A 14,983-nucleotide genomic window follows, 5' to 3' on the forward strand; every position below is an offset into this window, starting at 1 on the left:
TGGGGCCGTGCTGGCTAAGGGTCGTTGGGCCTAATCTGACTGCTACTTTGGGCGTAGCGCAAAGAGTTTCGGCTACTGATAGGAAGGGTGATGCACGCATATTTGGATGAGCAGTTGCTGGAGCAGGTTTCTGCCCTGGCGGGGCGGGCCGGGGAGGCGATTATGGCCGTCTACCAGCGGGATTTTGATGTCACTCATAAGGCGGATGAATCGCCACTGACCGAAGCTGATTGCGCAGCCCATCGGTTGATTATGACGGGCCTGGCCGAGCTGGAGCCCCGGTTGCCTGTGCTCTCGGAAGAGGATGTGACCGGTTTTAAGGGCCCGGACGCTGAAGGCCGCTATTGGTTGGTGGACCCTCTTGATGGAACCAAGGAGTTCATCAAGAGAAATGGTGACTTTACGGTCAACATCGCACTGGTTGAGCAGGGCTGCCCCGTGTTGGGCGTGGTGTTCGCGCCGGTGACTCAGGTGGGCTGGCGCGCGGCGAAGGGGCTGGGTGCCTGGCGTTATGATTCGGCGGGTGCTGCACCCATCAAGGTCCGAAAGCACCGGTCAGAGGAGCCCTGGCATATGCTGAGAAGCCGTTCCCACCCCAGTGTCGACATGCAGGTCTGGCTGGAGGCGATGAGGCGTAAAGGGGAGGTGAAGCTGGAGTCGGTAGGGAGCTCGTTGAAGTTCTGCTACATCGCGGAAGGGCGGGCTGACCTCTACCCCAGATTAGGGCCGACCTCGTTGTGGGATACCGCAGCTGCCCAGGCCGTACTTGAGGAGGCCGGTGGCGCGGTAATTCGATTGGATGGCCAGGCGCTTTCTTACGAGGATACCGATGAGGTTCTGAACCCATGGTTTATAGCCCGGGGTGAGAGTGACGTAGATTGGGCCGAGTTTGCGACAAGGCTCTTCACACCTGGCCCGGATGGAGCCTAGCGAAATCCGGGGCAAAAAAAACGGGCGCCGATCGGCGCCCGTTTTAAGGTCGTACTGACTGCTATTTAAACGGACAGGGAGTCCAGCAGGTTGTTCAGCGTGCGGCTCGGACGCATAACGTCAGAGGCTTTGGCCGGGTCTGCGTGGTAGTAACCACCGATATCAACAGGCTGACCCTGAACGGCGTTAAGCTCGTCAACGATCTTCTGCTCGTTCTCGGTCATCTCTTTAGCCAGTGGCTTGAAGATATCGGCCAGCGCCGCATCGTCGGTCTGGTTGGCCAGTTCCTGTGCCCAGTACAGGGCCAGGTAGAAGTGGCTGCCGCGGTTGTCGAGTTCGCCAACCTTGCGTGACGGAGACTTGTTGTTCTCCAGAATCTGGCCGGTCGCTTTGTCCAGCGCCTGTCCCAGAACACGGGCACTCGGGTTGTCGTACTTCATGCCCATCTCGTCGAGAGAGGCTGCCAGTGCCAGGAACTCACCCAGTGAATCCCAGCGCAGGTGGTTCTCCTGAACCAGCTGCTGAACGTGCTTCGGAGCAGAGCCGCCCGCACCGGTTTCGTACATGCCGCCACCGGCCATCAGCGGAACGATGGACAGCATCTTGGCTGAGGTGCCCAGTTCCATGATCGGGAACAGGTCAGTCAGGTAATCGCGCAGTACGTTACCGGTGACAGAGATGGTGTCCTTGCCGCGGATGGCACGCTCCATGGATTCGCGAATCGCGCTGTTGTAATCCATGATGCGAATGTCCAGGCCGGTCAGGTCATGCTCTTTCAGGTACTCTTCGACCTTGGCTTTCAGTTGCATGTCGTGAGCACGTTCCGGGTCCAGCCAGAAGATGGCAGGTGTGTCGGAGTTGCGGGCACGGTTAACGGCCAGCTTGACCCAGTCGCGGATCGGCGCGTCTTTGGTCTGGCAGGCACGCCAGATGTCGCCTTTTTCCACTTCGTGCTGCATCAGCACTTCGCCGGTAGCGGCATTAACCACACGCATGGTGCCGTCAGCCTTCATTTCGAAGGTCTTGTCGTGGGAGCCGTATTCTTCCGCTTTCTGAGCCATCAGACCCACGTTCGGTACGGAGCCCATGGTCGTCGGATCGAAAGCGCCGTTGGTCTTACAGAAGTTGATCACTTCCTGGTAGATGCGGGCGTAAGTCGATTCCGGCATGACTGCCTTGGTGTCTTTCAGCTTGCCGTCGCGGCCCCACATCTGACCGGAGCTGCGGATCATCGCCGGCATGGAGGCATCGACAATAACGTCGCTCGGGATGTGCAGGTTGGTGATGCCTTTAACGGAATCCACCATGGCCATTTCCGGACGCTCGGCGTAGCAGTCATGGATATCCTGCAGGATCTCTTCCTGCTGGGATTCCGGCAGCTGCTTGATTTTGTCGTAAACGCTGGACAGACCGTTGTTCGGGTTAACGCCCAGCTCTTCGAACGTCTCGCCCCACTTGTCGAACAGATCTTTGTAATAAACGGTGACAGCGTGACCGAATACGATCGGGTGGGAGACTTTCATCATGGTCGCCTTCACGTGCAGGGACCACATAACACCGGTTTCTTTACATTCGTTGAGTGTCTCTTCGAAGAAGTCGCGCAGTTCGCGGCAGCTCATACGCATGCTGTCGAACACTTCACCCTGCTGCAGGGGCAGCTCTTTCTTGACCTCTACGTTGCCATCTTTACCGACGAATTCGATGCGGACATCACCGGCATCTTTCATGGTGATGGACTGCTCGCTGGAGAAAAAGTCGCCGCCGCGCATGTAATCGGCGTGAGACTGAGATGCCTTGCTCCACTTGCCCATAGAGTGCGGGTATTTGCGGGCGAATGCTTTGACTGCGGCGGGCGCACGGCGGTCAGAGTTGCCTTCGCGCAGAACCGGGTTTACCGCACTGCCGAGAATCTTGCTGTAGCGGGCTTTATTTTCTTTCTCTTCATCGGTCTTGGGTTCTTCTACGTACTCGGGTATGTCGTAGCCCTGAGACTGCAGTTCCTTGATAGCAGCGCGCAGCTGAGGAACGGAGGCACTGATATTCGGTAACTTGATGATGTTGGCGTCCGGGCTCTGGGTCAGCTGGCCCAGCTCGGCCAGGGCGTCCGGTACGCGCTGATCTTCGCTCAGACGCTCCGGGAATGCAGCGAGAACGCGGGCTGCAACGGAGATGTCACTGGTTTCGACTTCGATACCGGCGGCTGCCGCGAAGGAGCGAACGATCGGCAGCAGGGAGTGAGTCGCCAGCGCCGGTGCCTCGTCGGTAATCGTGTAGATGATTTTCTGATTTGATGTCGTCATTCTTTTCCCCAGTGTTGTATGGCGTGTAGCCAATAGTGCTCGAAAAGGTGACTTGGGAACCCATCGGCCAGCCGATGACTTCTTGGCGAGCCTTGTAAACTTTGAGGCTTCCGGTTTCCCTGATGATCGCCCTAATCAACTGTTAGAGGCCGCAGGAATGGCGCGGTCTCCTACTTTATACGTAATTTTTGTGGCGTCGCATTGTACCTAAAGAGGAGCGGCCGATATAGCGTGAGTCCGGTCTGAAAGCGTGTTTTTGGGCATTTCTAGCCATAAGTCTAATAAGAAAAACGGAAATTGAATGGCCTTGTTGTTATAGCCTGACCAGCGGGTGAGAAACCCGACCGATGATTGATTCGGCTCAATACTGTCTCTTTATTGCTGCGTTAGTATCCGCGCTTTCCAAGAATCTACCCATTTCCAACAGGCCGGGGTGTGTATGTCCGTAGTCGAAGGTTCGCGCTTACCGCAGGTGGCACTTGCGTTCATGAATGAGGATCACGCCCGGGCAGAGTCTCTGCTTCAGCGTCTGGAGGCTATGATCGCCAATGCGGCCACCGATCGTGAATCCCGGGAAGAGATCGGGCGCTTGCTCGCGGCGCTGTATGAACATTGTCAGCAGCACTTCACCCATGAAGAGCGGGAGATGGAGCGTGTGAACTTTCCGGCACTGGCGTGCCACCAGGGCGAGCACGCCCGTGTTATTGCGCAGATGGATCAGGCGTGCCGCCAGTGGCGCGCTGCCGGCGACGTGGGCCACCTCTACGAATATCTGTCAATTCTGCCCGACTGGCTTCGCAATCATGTGGCCACCATGGATCACGTGACAGCCGAGTTTGTCAGCCGTCACGACGAGGTCAGCTAAGTTCCAGTTGAATATGGAAGGTGGTTCCGACGTCCGGGTTTGAGGTGACGGCCATATGGCCCTGGTGCTGTTCCGTTATCACGAAGTGCGCAAACGACAGGCGCTTGCCGGCCCCCGTTGTCCGTGGGTCCTGATCACTGTTGTGCAGGTAGGGTTCAAACAGGTACATCTGTTCATCGTCGGTGAGCCCTTTGCCGTTGTGCTGGATTCTCAGGGATACCGCGTCGTAGCTTTGGCCGACATAAAGCTTGATGGTTGGCTGAAAGTCGCTGTCCGTTTTCTCGGCGATCGAGTGATAGGCGTGACGGAACAGGCTCAGGAAAACCTGCTGCAACTCGGTCACATAGCAGGGGATCAGCGGCAGCCCCTCCTCGTAATGACGCTCGATCACAATATCACTGAAGCTTACCGTGTCCGGCAGTGTCAGAACGTCGCTGGCCTGCTCCAGTGAGTGTTCCAGAATATCGATGACGTTGGCGGGCTCCGGCTTGTCAGTACGGCCACGCGCAAACTGCATCAGGTTGCGTATGATCGATTCCACCTGCTCACCATTACGTGACGCGTTATCCAGCAGCTGCTGGACCTTGTTGGTATCCGGTGCGCTGTCGCATCCCTGTGGGGAGAGTTTTCCCGACTCCAGGATTCCCTGGAAGCTTCTGAGATCAAACAGAATCGCCTGTAGCGGGGTGTTGATGTCGTTGGCCATGGCGGTGGCAAGCTCGCCCATGGAGGAGAGCTTGTCATGGTGGATCAGCATGTTCTCCGCCGTGACACGCTTGGTCACATCATCAACCAGAATCACCACGCCGGGTTCGCTGTAGTTCTCCAGCGGGTAGACCATGATATCGAAGTGGTAGCTGCCCGGCTGGCTATGACGCAGCGTGATCGCCTCGCCTTTCTCCAGGGCCTTCTGGATATGGCGAGGCGCTACGGTAATGTCGGAATAGATTGACCACAGGTTCTGGCCGATCGCATCGTCTGCGCTGATACCGGAGATCTGTTCCGCCCGCCGGTTCCAGTGGGTGATATTGCCTTTGTCGTTCAAACCCACCAACACCAGCGGCATGGAGCTGAGAATGTTGTGGATGTAGGCCTCGGATGCCTTGAGCATCTTGGTGGTAATGACATGCTCGGCGACTTCGCGCTCCAGTTTGGCCGTTCGCTCCTGAACCCTTTCCTCCAGATGACCTTTGATCTCCTCCAGAGCGATGTTGTAGCGCCGTGCCCGGCGCCAGGTGATAAACAGGATCAGCGCAACCAGCGTCAGGAGAATGATCAGAACGCCGCTGGAGAAGTTGGCGACATACTGCCACTTGGTACTGCCGTCATCCTCCTTGAAGACATCAAGCAGGGCGGCCTGGGCGAACGGCTGAACGAGCAAGAGGGAAAGCGCAGATAGAAATCGGATCATAGTGTATGTCATCGATGTCGGTGAAAAGGTGAATCAATAGCATCAGAACGCGGTAAAGCGATGCTATCGGATGACGAATCCGACGATTATAGCGGATAGCGCGCGTCGACGGGATAGAGGGCGGTCGATTGTCTTGCCTAACAGGGTGGTTAGTAAATTTTCGGTATGCGGTCTAACTGGAATGTTTGATTTCGATTGGTTGAGTCCCCCTTGGGGTGTAACCCCAGGTGTAACACCTGAGCGGCGCGATCCTTGGCTGCTAGCGTTCATTGGCATGGTACTTGTTTCCAGGTGGATATATAGCGGAAAGCAGCGTTTCCCGGATTACGCTTCGCTGTATCCGGGTTACGGGTAGGTGTAGCCCGGCAGGAGCCGCAGGCGGATGCCGGGAACAGAGAGAGCGATAGATGAATACAGACAACGTCCTGATCCTGGGTATCGGGAATCTGCTTTGGGCTGACGAGGGGTTTGGCGTCCGTTGTGTCGAGCTGCTCAATCAGCGCTACCGTTTTGCCGACACTGTCAGCCTGCTTGATGGCGGCACCCAGGGAATCTACCTGGTCCAGCATGTTCAGCAGGCCGATATCCTGGTCGTGTTTGATGCGATCGATTATGGGCTGGAGCCGGGCACCCTTAAGGTGGTTCGTGACGACGAGGTGCCGAAGTTTATGGGTGCCAAACAGATGAGCCTGCATCAGACAGGCTTCCAGGAAGTGCTGGCGATGGCGGAGTTTACCGGCGCCTACCCGCGGGAGCTGATCCTGATCGGTGTACAGCCGCAGATGCTGGAGGACTTCGGGGGCAGCTTGACCGAGCCGGTACGTGCGCAACTGGACCGGTCACTGGAAATTGCCCTTGAGTACCTGGCCGAGCGCGATATCCGCCCGCTTGAAACCATCACGGCACCGACTCCGGGTACGGAGGAGCCTTTATCACCGCAGCAGTTGGCGCTGGAGCGTTACGAGTCCGGGCGACCGGATGAGGCCGAAGCCTTTCGCCACGGTGATATCCGGTTCGTCAATATGACCCGTGGCGAGGAGGATTAACGGTGTGTATCGGCATTCCCATGCAGGTGATAGTCGTCGAAGCAGGGCGGGCACTTTGCTCGGATAGCGACCGTCGCGACTGGGTAGATATCCGGCTGGTAGACACACCGGCACCGGGGAGTTGGCTATTGGTTTTTGCCGGCGCGGCCCGTGAGTTGATCAGCGCCGAGAGAGCGGCCCAGGTGCGAGATGCCCTGCGTGCACTCCAGGCCAGCGCTGAGGGCGATCATGCCCGGATAGATAACCTGTTTTCTGATCTGGTGAACCGGGAACCCACGCTGCCGCCCCACCTTCAGGCTCAGTTGGAACAACATAATAAAGGGGATAAAGAGTGAACCATCCACTACTTAATCAGCTGGTGGAGCGCCATGGCTTCCCCTGCCTGAACAGCGAGAATTTCGACTCGTTCATCAAGAAGGCCCCCTGGTCGGTGCTGTTTTTTACCGAAGACCCCAACCGCTTCTCAGAGTCTCTGGATGTGGCCGTGATTCTGCCGGAGCTTGCCAAGCGCTTCACTCAGCTATCACCGGCCGTGATTGCCCGGGACTCAGAGCGTGCGCTCCAGGGGCGGTATAACTTCAACGCCTGGCCAACCCTGGTTTTTTTGCGGGAAGGGCGCTATCTGGGTGCGCTGTCACGGGTTCGCAACTGGGATGAGTACCTCGCGGAGGTCGAACGTATCTTGAGTCTTGAGCCATCCCGCGACCCGGGCATCGGGATTCCGGTCGTTTCCAGCACCTCGTCAGCCTCGCCCTGCGGCCACTAAGGAGTGATCATGAAAACCGATATTCCGCTGTTTGATCTGACACCGGCCATAGGTCCCGGCTCTAAATCCGAAGACGATGGCCTCAGTTATATGCCGATGCCGAAAGAGATGCATACCTTCGAGCCGCCGAGGTTGCCGGAGCCGGAAGAGCTCTCCCAGGCCCCGGGGGCTATGGTACTGCTGGGGCGTGTGCAGGAGGCGCTGGATCAATACCGGCCGGGGCAGGCTGTAGAAGTCATCGAACTGGATAGTCTGGATGAGGCTGAAAAAGCGCTGCTATACCAGGTCCTGGGAGAGGGTGAGGTTGCGCTTCAGATTATCGGTGATCACCCGGTTCGAGCCCAGGAGACCGTGTTGGCGGGGCTCTGGTGGTTACAGAAGTTGGATCAAGCGGGCGCGGTCGTTAGCCAGTGGCTGGAGGTGGCCGATGTGCCTCAATGTGCCCGCGACAATGCCTTCCCCTCGTCGGATGTTCCGGTGATCGAACTGGATCAGTTGCCGTTGGGCGTTCTGAATGCAGGGCCTGTTCTGGTGGAGTTGTTGGATGTGGCCCGCAAGCACCAACAGGAGGCCCGTGAACTGCCCCATGTGATTAACCTCTCACTGCTGCCGTTTGCGCCTGAGGATCATCAGTTTCTCGGAGAAAAACTGGGACAGGGACAGGTAGTGATCCTCTCCCGGGGATATGGAAACTGCCGTATCAGTGCCACCGCGATCGCCGGTATCTGGCGCGTTCAGTATTACAACAGTACCGACCAGCTGATACTCGATACGCTGGAGGTGATCGATATCCCTCAGGTGGCCTGTGCGGCGCGGGAGGATCTGGAAGATTCCGCAGAGCGCCTGCGGGAGATGCGCGAGGTTTTGGTGTGAGCGCGGGTTTTGAGGGAAGCTATCTGGGCGATGACAGCCGAATTACGGATACAACCCGGTTGGAATGCAAGATTTGCTGGTATCTCTACGACCCGAGTGACGGTGATGAGGTCTGGCAGATCCCGCCCGGCACGCCTTTTACCGCGTTGCCCGATCACTGGCGCTGCCCGCAGTGCGATGGCGACCGAGACCAGTTTATGGTCGTGGATGAGCCATGAGCACCGTGGAGCATCTGTTACTGGCGCATTACCGGGATGCAGCGCAGCGCATGGGCGACATACCGCTTTATAACGCAGCGCTTGAGGTTGAGCTGGTGGCCTGGCAGTTGCTGGATCAGAGCGGGGCAGCGGGTATTTTGGTGACGCCCTGGTGTGTCAATCTGCTCTGGGTGCCGCTAAACCAAGTCGATATGCCCGTTAAAGGCGAGCCCTGTGTATTAGCCCTTGAATCAGGTGAGTATGAGGGTGTCTGCGCGGAGCTCGCCTCAGTGGGGCGCTATGGTAGTGCGGCCCTGATTTCGGATACCAGCGTCATGATCGACCACGAACAGGCGCGAGCATTGGCGAACGAAATGGCGGCGCTGATCTTCGCGCCTGCTGTTGCCCACGAGGCTCAAGCGTCTGAGGCGCTTGCTCAAGGCAAGCCTGAAAATCCGCAACGGCGCGCGTTGTTCCGACGTGCACTGGGAGGTGCCCAGTGAGTGTGGGGCCAGGCCAGCTGTGCGTCGATATACGCCATGATGGCAGGCAGATAACGGATCTCAGCGTGGCGCTGGAGCGTCCGGTTGACGCTGTTTCCAGGCTGCTTGTCGGGCGGACGCCGGAGGAGGGGCTCGCACTGGTCGGCGTCCTTTTTTCGCTCTGCGGGAGAGCGCATCAGGCCGCCGGCAGTCTGGCGGTGGCCCGCGCCTTGGGCACTGAAGTCTCGGCTGAGCAGTGGTGGCGGCAACAGCATCTGTTGGTGGTGGAGCGTGTGCGAGAAACCGCTTTACGGTTGATGCGAGACTGGCAGCTGCCCGGTACTGATGAGTCTTCAGTCCGGGAGCTTCTGGCGCGCACGGCGACGTTGATTTCGTTAGTGGAAAGCTCGGGTTCTGACCTGGCTCAGAGTGCACTGACGTTAAAGAATTGGTGGCTTGGGCTGTGTCGGGCCGACGATAGTTGGAGCGCCTGGTGCGAAATGCGGTCGCTGCGGTGGCAGGGCATCACTCTGGGGCCGGGCTTGCCAGACCTTGAACCTGAGCGAGTCAAGAGCGCCGTTGCAGACTGGGTTCGAGGTGAACCGAATGAACCGGCGCGACTTAAAAACCTGCTTGCCGTTTGCGGGCAGACCGGGCCGGCGGCGAGTGGCGAACTGACAGAGGCGAAGGCGGTGATTCAGTCCTGTCTCGAAAGGTTGTTGATGCAGATTGAAGCCGACCTTGCCTGGCTGGTTGCGCCTCACTTAAGTGTGCAGCCGGAGCTCGAGCACGGGGACACAATCCGGGGCGAGGAGCTGGGTTGGGCCTGGGTTCAGACCGCCCGGGGTTGGCTCCTGCATTCGGTTGCCATGGATAGAGGCCGGATCGCACGCTGGATGATACTGGCTCCAACCGACGTGAACTTTCATACTGAAGGTGTGCTTCGCAAACGCCTGCCGGGTGTGAAGGTTGAGCCGGAAAAGGCGAAGGCGTTGGTGAGCGATTTGGTGCTGGCGCTAGACCCCTGCGTGGATTACAAGGTGAGTATTCAATATGCATGAGATGTCGATTGCCGAAGGGGTGATACAGCTCCTTGAGGAGCAGGCGGTCAGTCAGGGGTACTCCCGGGTCAAGCGGGTCTGGCTGGAAATAGGGCCTCTGGCTGCGGTGGAGAGTGAAGCGCTGCGCTTCTGTTTCGACGCTGTGACCCGAGGTACGCTGGCGGAGCAGGCGCAGCTGGATATTATCGATCTGCCCGGTGAGGCCTGGTGTCTGGCGTGCTCCAGCCAGGTACCGATCACACAACGTTATGATAGCTGTGTTAACTGCGGTAGTTTCCAGCTGCAGGTGACGCGGGGCGATGAACTGAGAATCAAAGAACTGGAGGTGGAGTAGTATGTGTACCGTGTGCGGCTGTGGCGAAGGCGAAGTACAGGTGGCAGGTCACGAACACAGTCACGAACATCACCACCACGGACATGAGGGTGGACATCACCACCATCACGAACAACCCGACAGCTCCCCGCTGGTGGCCCAGGGGCAGAACCTGCATTACGGCAAGGGTGCCGCCCATGCTCACGCACCCGGTATGAGCCAGAGCCGCATGGTGCAGATCGAGCAGGATATCCTGGGTAAGAATGACCGGTATGCGGCTCAGAACCGGGCGCGTTTCGACGCGAAGTCGCTGTTCGCGCTGAATCTCGTTTCCAGCCCGGGTTCGGGTAAGACGACTCTGCTGACCCGGACCATCGAACTGCTTGGCGAGCGCATCCCGCTGGCGGTGATCGAGGGTGACCAGCAGACCGCCAACGATGCCGAACGGATCCGCGCCACCGGCGCGCGTGCGGTACAGATCAACACCGGCAAAGGCTGTCATCTGGATGCCCACATGGTCGGCCACGCGCTGGAACATCTGGATGCTCTGGAGGGCGGTGTTCTGTTTATAGAGAACGTGGGCAACCTGGTGTGTCCGGCGGCTTTCGATTTGGGAGAGGCTCATAAGGTGGCGATCCTCTCAGTGACCGAAGGTGAAGACAAACCGCTTAAGTACCCGGATATGTTCCACGCAGCGGATCTGATGTTACTGAACAAAACCGATCTGCTGCCCTACCTGGATTTCGATGTGGAAGCCTGTCTTGAATACGCCCGCCGGGTGAACCCGGAGATAGAGGTGATTCAGGTGTCTGCTCGCTCGGGCGAGGGTATGAGCGACTGGCTTGAGTGGATCGACAGCCGCCGCACAGCTCGCATCCGCCAACGAATCGAGACATTGCAGAAGCAGGCTCAATCGCTTGAAGCGCTGCTGTGACGGGGAGCCGCTAATGTCGAATCAGCCCCGCGCAACCGTACTCTGTGTTGATGATGAAGTGCGCTCACTGGAAACGCTGGAGCGCACCCTGGATGAAGCTTTCGACGTACTCACGGCCCGCAGTGCCGAAGAGGCGATGTCGCTGCTGGAGAGTAACCGGGTACAGGCGGTGCTCTGTGATCAGCGCATGCCCGGCCAGACCGGTGTTGAATTTCTGATCGCGGTGCGGGAACGCTTCCCGCAAACGGCGCGTTTGATTCTGTCCGGCTACACCGATTCAGAGGATATTATCCGGGGGTTGAACGATGCCGGAATCTTTCAGTACCTGACCAAACCCTGGCACCCGGATCATCTGCTCCTGACCTTGAAAAACGCCTGTCAGCTGATGGCACTGCAGTCGGAGAATGAGCTGCTGGCTACGGAGATGCGCCTGACGACGCCGCAGGTGGAAGCCCAGGTGGAAGCGAAGAAGGCGCGTCTGAGGCAACGCTTCGACTTCAGTGAAATACTGCGTGCCGCAGACAGTCCGCTTAATCCGCTTTGCGATCAGGTTGCCCAGATTGCACCCTTCGATATCTCGGTTCTGGTAACCGGCCCTTCCGGAAGCGGCAAGGAGCTGTTCGCCCGGGCGCTGCATTACAACAGCCTGCGTGCAGACAAGCCCTTCGTGGTTGAGAACTGTGGTGCCATGCCCGATGAACTGCTGGCTTCAGAGCTGTTCGGGCACCGCAAGGGCGCGTTCACCGGCGCGATCAACGATCACGTAGGTCTGTTTGAACAGGCGGATGGCGGCACCATTTTTCTGGACGAGATCGGTGAGATCTCTCCGGCGTTTCAGGTCAAGCTGTTGCGTGTGCTGCAGGAGCGCGAGGTGCGTCGGGTGGGGGATAGCCAGCGCCGGCCGATCAATGTACGTGTGATCGCCTCCACCAATCGCAGTCTCGAAGAGGAGGTGCGGGCCGGGCGCTTCCGAGAAGATCTGTATTACCGGTTGGCCGAGGTCACGCTGGAGCTTCCATCCCTGTCTCAGCGGCCGAGTGATATCCCGGTGCTGGTGCGGGCCTTCCTCGATCAGGCGGGGGAGGCGTTCGACAAGCCCGTCGACGGTTTCAGTGACGAGGCGATTGAGTGCCTGCAGGGATATGGCTGGCCCGGTAACGTGCGCGAACTGCAAAACGAGGTGCGCCGTATGCTGGTGATGGCGCGGGATCCGGTACTGGGAGCCGACCTTCTGAACCCACGGGTTCTGCGTACCTGTGTGGATGGTGAGCCCGCGCCGATGCTGGCGGAGGTGGCAGACCTCAGCGGCACTCTGAAAGAGCGGGTAGAGCAGCTGGAGAAGCAGATTCTGCGCGAAACCCTGATTCGTCACCGCTGGAACAAGAGCCGCGCCGCGCGGGAGCTGGGACTCTCCCGGGTGGGGCTTCGCGCCAAGATCGAACGCTACGAGCTGGAGACACACTGATGCCCGCCGTGCGCCTTCTGGTCAGCGGCCAGGTGCAGGGGGTGGGATTTCGCCCTTTTGTGCATCGGCTGGCCACTGGGCTGGCGCTGAAAGGCGCAGTCAGTAACGGTCACCAGGGCGTACAGATCGATCTTCAAGGAGAGGACGACGCACTGGCCTGTTTTCGCCGGTCACTGGAGCGCGAGCTGCCAGCGCTGGCACGGATTGACCAAGTCCGCGAAACGCCGCTGGAACCGGGTGAGCCCTTTACCGATTTCCGCATTATCGCCAGTGAACACAGTGACCGGCCCCTGGACCTTCCGGTTACGCCGGATGCGGCCGTTTGTCATGATTGTTTGCGGGAGCTGTTTGATCCGTTAGACCGGCGCTACCGCTACCCGTTTATCAACTGCACACACTGTGGTCCGCGCTACTCACTGATCCGGGCGCTGCCCTATGATCGCCCCAACACCTCCATGGCCGCCTTTAAGCAGTGTGCTGCCTGTGAGCAGGAGTACCAGGCTCCCGAACACCGGCGCTTTCATGCCCAGCCCAACGCCTGCCCATCCTGCGGGCCCCGGTTGTGGGCTGCGGACAACCGTGGAGCGCCCGTTGAGGGTGATCCGATCGTAATGGCTGTGGCGGCGATCCAGCGGGGCGAGATTCTGGCTGTCCGGGGCGTCGGCGGTTTTCACCTGGTGTGTGATGCCACCAACGCGGCAGCCGTGCGAAAGCTGCGTGAGCGTAAGTGCCGTCCGAGTAAACCATTTGCGATTATGGGCTTGAATGCGCCGTCACTGGCAATTCAGGTTGAGGTGACGGCAAACGGCCTGGCGCTTTTGCGATCGAGTATCGCGCCGATCGTGCTTCAGCGTCGACTCAAAGGCTCAGGCCTGCCTGATGCGTTAGCACCGGGCCTTGATCGTCTGGGCGTAATGCTGCCTCATACCCCGCTGCACTGGCTGCTGTTTCACGAGGCGGCTCAGCGACCAGGGGGAGTCGATTGGTTGGCGCAGCCACATTCAATGCTACTGGTGATGACCAGTGCCAACCGCAGCGGAGAACCACTTATTACCGCTAACGATGAGGCGCTGTGTAAGTTGGGCGGTATTGCCGACCTGTTTCTGCTGCATGATCGCGAGATCGAGCACCGCTGCGATGATTCCCTGTTTAATGCCCTCAGCGAGCCGGCCATGCCGATTCGGTTGGGTCGAGGCGCTGCGCCGCTGGCCCTGTCTCTGCCTGAGCGCGGGCCTTCGGTGCTGGCGTTGGGCGCTTATTTGAAGAATACCCTCTGCCTGACGCAAGGCGCCCGTGCCTATCTCTCGCACCATGTGGGAGACCTGGATAATGCTGACAACTGTCGCACACTGGAGCGCACGGTGGATCAGTTGTGTGATCTGCTGAGCGTGCGCCCGGGGCATATCGCCTGTGACCTGCATCCCGACTTCCATGCCAGCCGTTACGCTCAGCGGTTGAGCGAGCACTGGGGTGTGCCCTTGCATCCTGTTCAGCACCATCACGCCCATGTGGCGGCGGTGATGGCGGAACACGGCCACTGTGAGCCTGTGCTCGGGGTGGCCCTGGATGGGGTCGGCCTGGGGTGGGACGGGTTGCTGAGAGGCGGTGAGTTGTTGCGTGTGGATCGACAGGGTTTTAAACCGCTTGCCGCTTTAACACCACTGCCACTGCCCGGCGGCGATGCGGCGGCCAGAGAGCCCTGGCGGATGGCGGTGGCGGTGCTCTATCGCTTAGGGCGGCATGATCTGATTGATCAGCGCTATGCTGACTGCGCCGCTATTCAACCGGTTCTAAAGATGCTGGAGCGCGGTGTTAACTGTCCGCCAACCACCAGCCTGGGACGGGCCTTTGATGCGGCGGCCGGGCTGCTGGGTATCTGTGAACGGCAGTCGTATGAAGCACATGCGCCCATGTTGCTTGAGGCGTTGGCAAACAGTCGGGGTTTTCAAACTGAGCAGCAGCGAGGTGCGCTTATACAGGCGACTGATCTGCGCGGTGACCTGGATCTGTTGCCTTTGTTCGCTTCGCTCCTTGAGGCGACGGATCCGGCTGAGGGTGCACGCGCTTTTCACGCGGGGCTGGTTACGTTGCTGAGTGCATGGATAGCCCGGCACGCGGAGCACGAGGGGTTGAACACGGTCGCACTGAGTGGGGGCTGTCTGCTGAACCTGTATCTACGGGACGGCCTGCGTGAACGACTTAGCCAACAGGGGTTTAGTGTCTTGTTGCCGGAAAAAGTGCCGGCCAACGACGCTGCTATTAGTCTGGGCCAGGCGTGGGTGGTACAGATGCGGTTGGATCGCGGTCAACTATTGAATAATTAAAAGCAGTAAGAGGAAA

At 58.9% G+C, this 14,983-nt stretch carries 15 protein-coding genes; 13 read left to right on the plus strand and 2 right to left on the minus strand.

What is annotated here, in order from left to right; genetic code table 11:
* Nucleotides 1-90: 90 nt before the first annotated feature.
* A complete protein-coding gene (gene cysQ, locus G403_RS21625) occupies nucleotides 91-930 on the plus strand; it encodes a 3'(2'),5'-bisphosphate nucleotidase CysQ (protein ID WP_036231939.1) in 840 nt (279 codons plus the stop codon).
* 65 nt (nucleotides 931-995) lie between these two features.
* Here the strand turns inward: cysQ and G403_RS0100570 are convergent, their stop codons facing one another.
* Complete coding sequence (locus G403_RS0100570; protein WP_027852272.1) at nucleotides 996-3,230, minus strand: NADP-dependent isocitrate dehydrogenase; 2,235 nt, start codon at nucleotides 3,228-3,230, stop codon at nucleotides 996-998.
* A gap of 439 nt (nucleotides 3,231-3,669) precedes the next feature.
* On the opposite strand from G403_RS0100570, the gene G403_RS0100575 reads away from it, so the two are divergent.
* Entirely contained in the window at nucleotides 3,670-4,095 is a 426-nt protein-coding gene (locus G403_RS0100575) for a bacteriohemerythrin (RefSeq protein ID WP_027852273.1), read from the plus strand.
* Here G403_RS0100575 and G403_RS0100580 read toward each other — a convergent pair.
* Nucleotides 4,088-5,506, minus strand: a complete 1,419-nt coding sequence (locus G403_RS0100580) for a two-component system sensor histidine kinase NtrB (protein ID WP_036231942.1) — start codon at nucleotides 5,504-5,506, stop codon at nucleotides 4,088-4,090. The two genes, G403_RS0100575 and G403_RS0100580, sit on opposite strands and share 8 nt — an antisense overlap.
* A gap of 407 nt (nucleotides 5,507-5,913) precedes the next feature.
* On the opposite strand from G403_RS0100580, the gene G403_RS0100585 reads away from it, so the two are divergent.
* The 11 genes from G403_RS0100585 to hypF are packed head-to-tail and all read left to right on the plus strand — an operon-like array spanning nucleotide 5,914 to nucleotide 14,967.
* Nucleotides 5,914-6,552, plus strand: coding sequence for a HyaD/HybD family hydrogenase maturation endopeptidase (locus tag G403_RS0100585; RefSeq protein ID WP_027852275.1), 639 nt, complete (start codon nucleotides 5,914-5,916; stop codon nucleotides 6,550-6,552).
* A gap of 2 nt (nucleotides 6,553-6,554) precedes the next feature.
* Nucleotides 6,555-6,887: a HypC/HybG/HupF family hydrogenase formation chaperone gene (hypC, locus tag G403_RS0100590; RefSeq protein ID WP_027852276.1), complete on the plus strand. Its 333-nt coding sequence runs from the start codon at nucleotides 6,555-6,557 to the stop codon at nucleotides 6,885-6,887.
* Nucleotides 6,884-7,318: a thioredoxin domain-containing protein gene (locus G403_RS0100595; RefSeq protein WP_027852277.1), complete on the plus strand. Its 435-nt coding sequence runs from the start codon at nucleotides 6,884-6,886 to the stop codon at nucleotides 7,316-7,318. The genes hypC and G403_RS0100595 overlap by 4 nt, the downstream gene beginning before the upstream one ends.
* A 9-nt stretch (nucleotides 7,319-7,327) precedes the next feature.
* Nucleotides 7,328-8,191 carry a hydrogenase expression/formation protein gene (locus G403_RS0100600; protein ID WP_027852278.1) on the plus strand — a complete coding sequence of 288 codons (864 nt, stop codon included), beginning with the start codon at nucleotides 7,328-7,330 and terminating at the stop codon, nucleotides 8,189-8,191.
* Nucleotides 8,188-8,409 (plus strand): rubredoxin, encoded by a 222-nt coding sequence (locus tag G403_RS0100605; RefSeq protein ID WP_027852279.1) that lies wholly within the window; start codon nucleotides 8,188-8,190, stop codon nucleotides 8,407-8,409. Before G403_RS0100600 ends, G403_RS0100605 begins: the two co-directional genes overlap by 4 nt.
* A complete protein-coding gene (hybE, locus tag G403_RS0100610) occupies nucleotides 8,406-8,891 on the plus strand; it encodes a [NiFe]-hydrogenase assembly chaperone HybE (RefSeq protein ID WP_027852280.1) in 486 nt (161 codons plus the stop codon). Before G403_RS0100605 ends, hybE begins: the two co-directional genes overlap by 4 nt.
* The gene (locus G403_RS0100615) at nucleotides 8,888-9,931 is read left to right on the plus strand and encodes a hypothetical protein (RefSeq protein ID WP_027852281.1); all 1,044 of its coding nucleotides are present in this window, start codon (nucleotides 8,888-8,890) and stop codon (nucleotides 9,929-9,931) included. Before hybE ends, G403_RS0100615 begins: the two co-directional genes overlap by 4 nt.
* Complete coding sequence (gene hypA, locus G403_RS0100620) at nucleotides 9,924-10,265, plus strand: hydrogenase maturation nickel metallochaperone HypA (protein WP_027852282.1); 342 nt, start codon at nucleotides 9,924-9,926, stop codon at nucleotides 10,263-10,265. Before G403_RS0100615 ends, hypA begins: the two co-directional genes overlap by 8 nt.
* 1 nt (nucleotide 10,266) lies before the next feature.
* Nucleotides 10,267-11,178 carry a hydrogenase nickel incorporation protein HypB gene (gene hypB, locus G403_RS0100625; RefSeq protein WP_027852283.1) on the plus strand — a complete coding sequence of 304 codons (912 nt, stop codon included), beginning with the start codon at nucleotides 10,267-10,269 and terminating at the stop codon, nucleotides 11,176-11,178.
* Between the two features lie 13 nt (nucleotides 11,179-11,191).
* On the plus strand, nucleotides 11,192-12,643 hold the full coding sequence (locus G403_RS0100630; protein WP_027852284.1) for a sigma-54-dependent transcriptional regulator: 1,452 nt from the start codon (nucleotides 11,192-11,194) through the stop codon (nucleotides 12,641-12,643).
* Nucleotides 12,643-14,967 (plus strand): carbamoyltransferase HypF, encoded by a 2,325-nt coding sequence (gene hypF / locus G403_RS0100635; protein WP_027852285.1) that lies wholly within the window; start codon nucleotides 12,643-12,645, stop codon nucleotides 14,965-14,967. Before G403_RS0100630 ends, hypF begins: the two co-directional genes overlap by 1 nt.
* The last annotated feature ends 16 nt before the right edge of the window (nucleotides 14,968-14,983 follow it).

This window comes from Marinobacterium litorale DSM 23545 (assembly GCF_000428985.1).
Lineage (GTDB): Bacteria > Pseudomonadota > Gammaproteobacteria > Pseudomonadales > Balneatricaceae > Marinobacterium_D > Marinobacterium_D litorale.

Excerpts from the sequence above, each read along its gene's own strand:
- G403_RS0100570 (WP_027852272.1), bottom strand. The coding sequence starts at position 3,230 with ATGACGACATCAAATCAGAAAATCATCTACACGATTACCGACGAGGCA.
- G403_RS0100585 (WP_027852275.1), top strand. The coding sequence starts at position 5,914 with ATGAATACAGACAACGTCCTGATCCTGGGTATCGGGAATCTGCTTTGG.
- hypA (WP_027852282.1), top strand. The coding sequence starts at position 9,924 with ATGCATGAGATGTCGATTGCCGAAGGGGTGATACAGCTCCTTGAGGAG.
- G403_RS0100600 (WP_027852278.1), top strand. The coding sequence starts at position 7,328 with ATGAAAACCGATATTCCGCTGTTTGATCTGACACCGGCCATAGGTCCC.
- G403_RS0100575 (WP_027852273.1), top strand. The coding sequence starts at position 3,670 with ATGTCCGTAGTCGAAGGTTCGCGCTTACCGCAGGTGGCACTTGCGTTC.
- hypB (WP_027852283.1), top strand. The coding sequence starts at position 10,267 with ATGTGTACCGTGTGCGGCTGTGGCGAAGGCGAAGTACAGGTGGCAGGT.
- cysQ (WP_036231939.1), top strand. The coding sequence starts at position 91 with ATGCACGCATATTTGGATGAGCAGTTGCTGGAGCAGGTTTCTGCCCTG.
- G403_RS0100630 (WP_027852284.1), top strand. The coding sequence starts at position 11,192 with ATGTCGAATCAGCCCCGCGCAACCGTACTCTGTGTTGATGATGAAGTG.
- G403_RS0100580 (WP_036231942.1), bottom strand. The coding sequence starts at position 5,506 with ATGATCCGATTTCTATCTGCGCTTTCCCTCTTGCTCGTTCAGCCGTTC.
- hypF (WP_027852285.1), top strand. The coding sequence starts at position 12,643 with ATGCCCGCCGTGCGCCTTCTGGTCAGCGGCCAGGTGCAGGGGGTGGGA.
- hybE (WP_027852280.1), top strand. The coding sequence starts at position 8,406 with ATGAGCACCGTGGAGCATCTGTTACTGGCGCATTACCGGGATGCAGCG.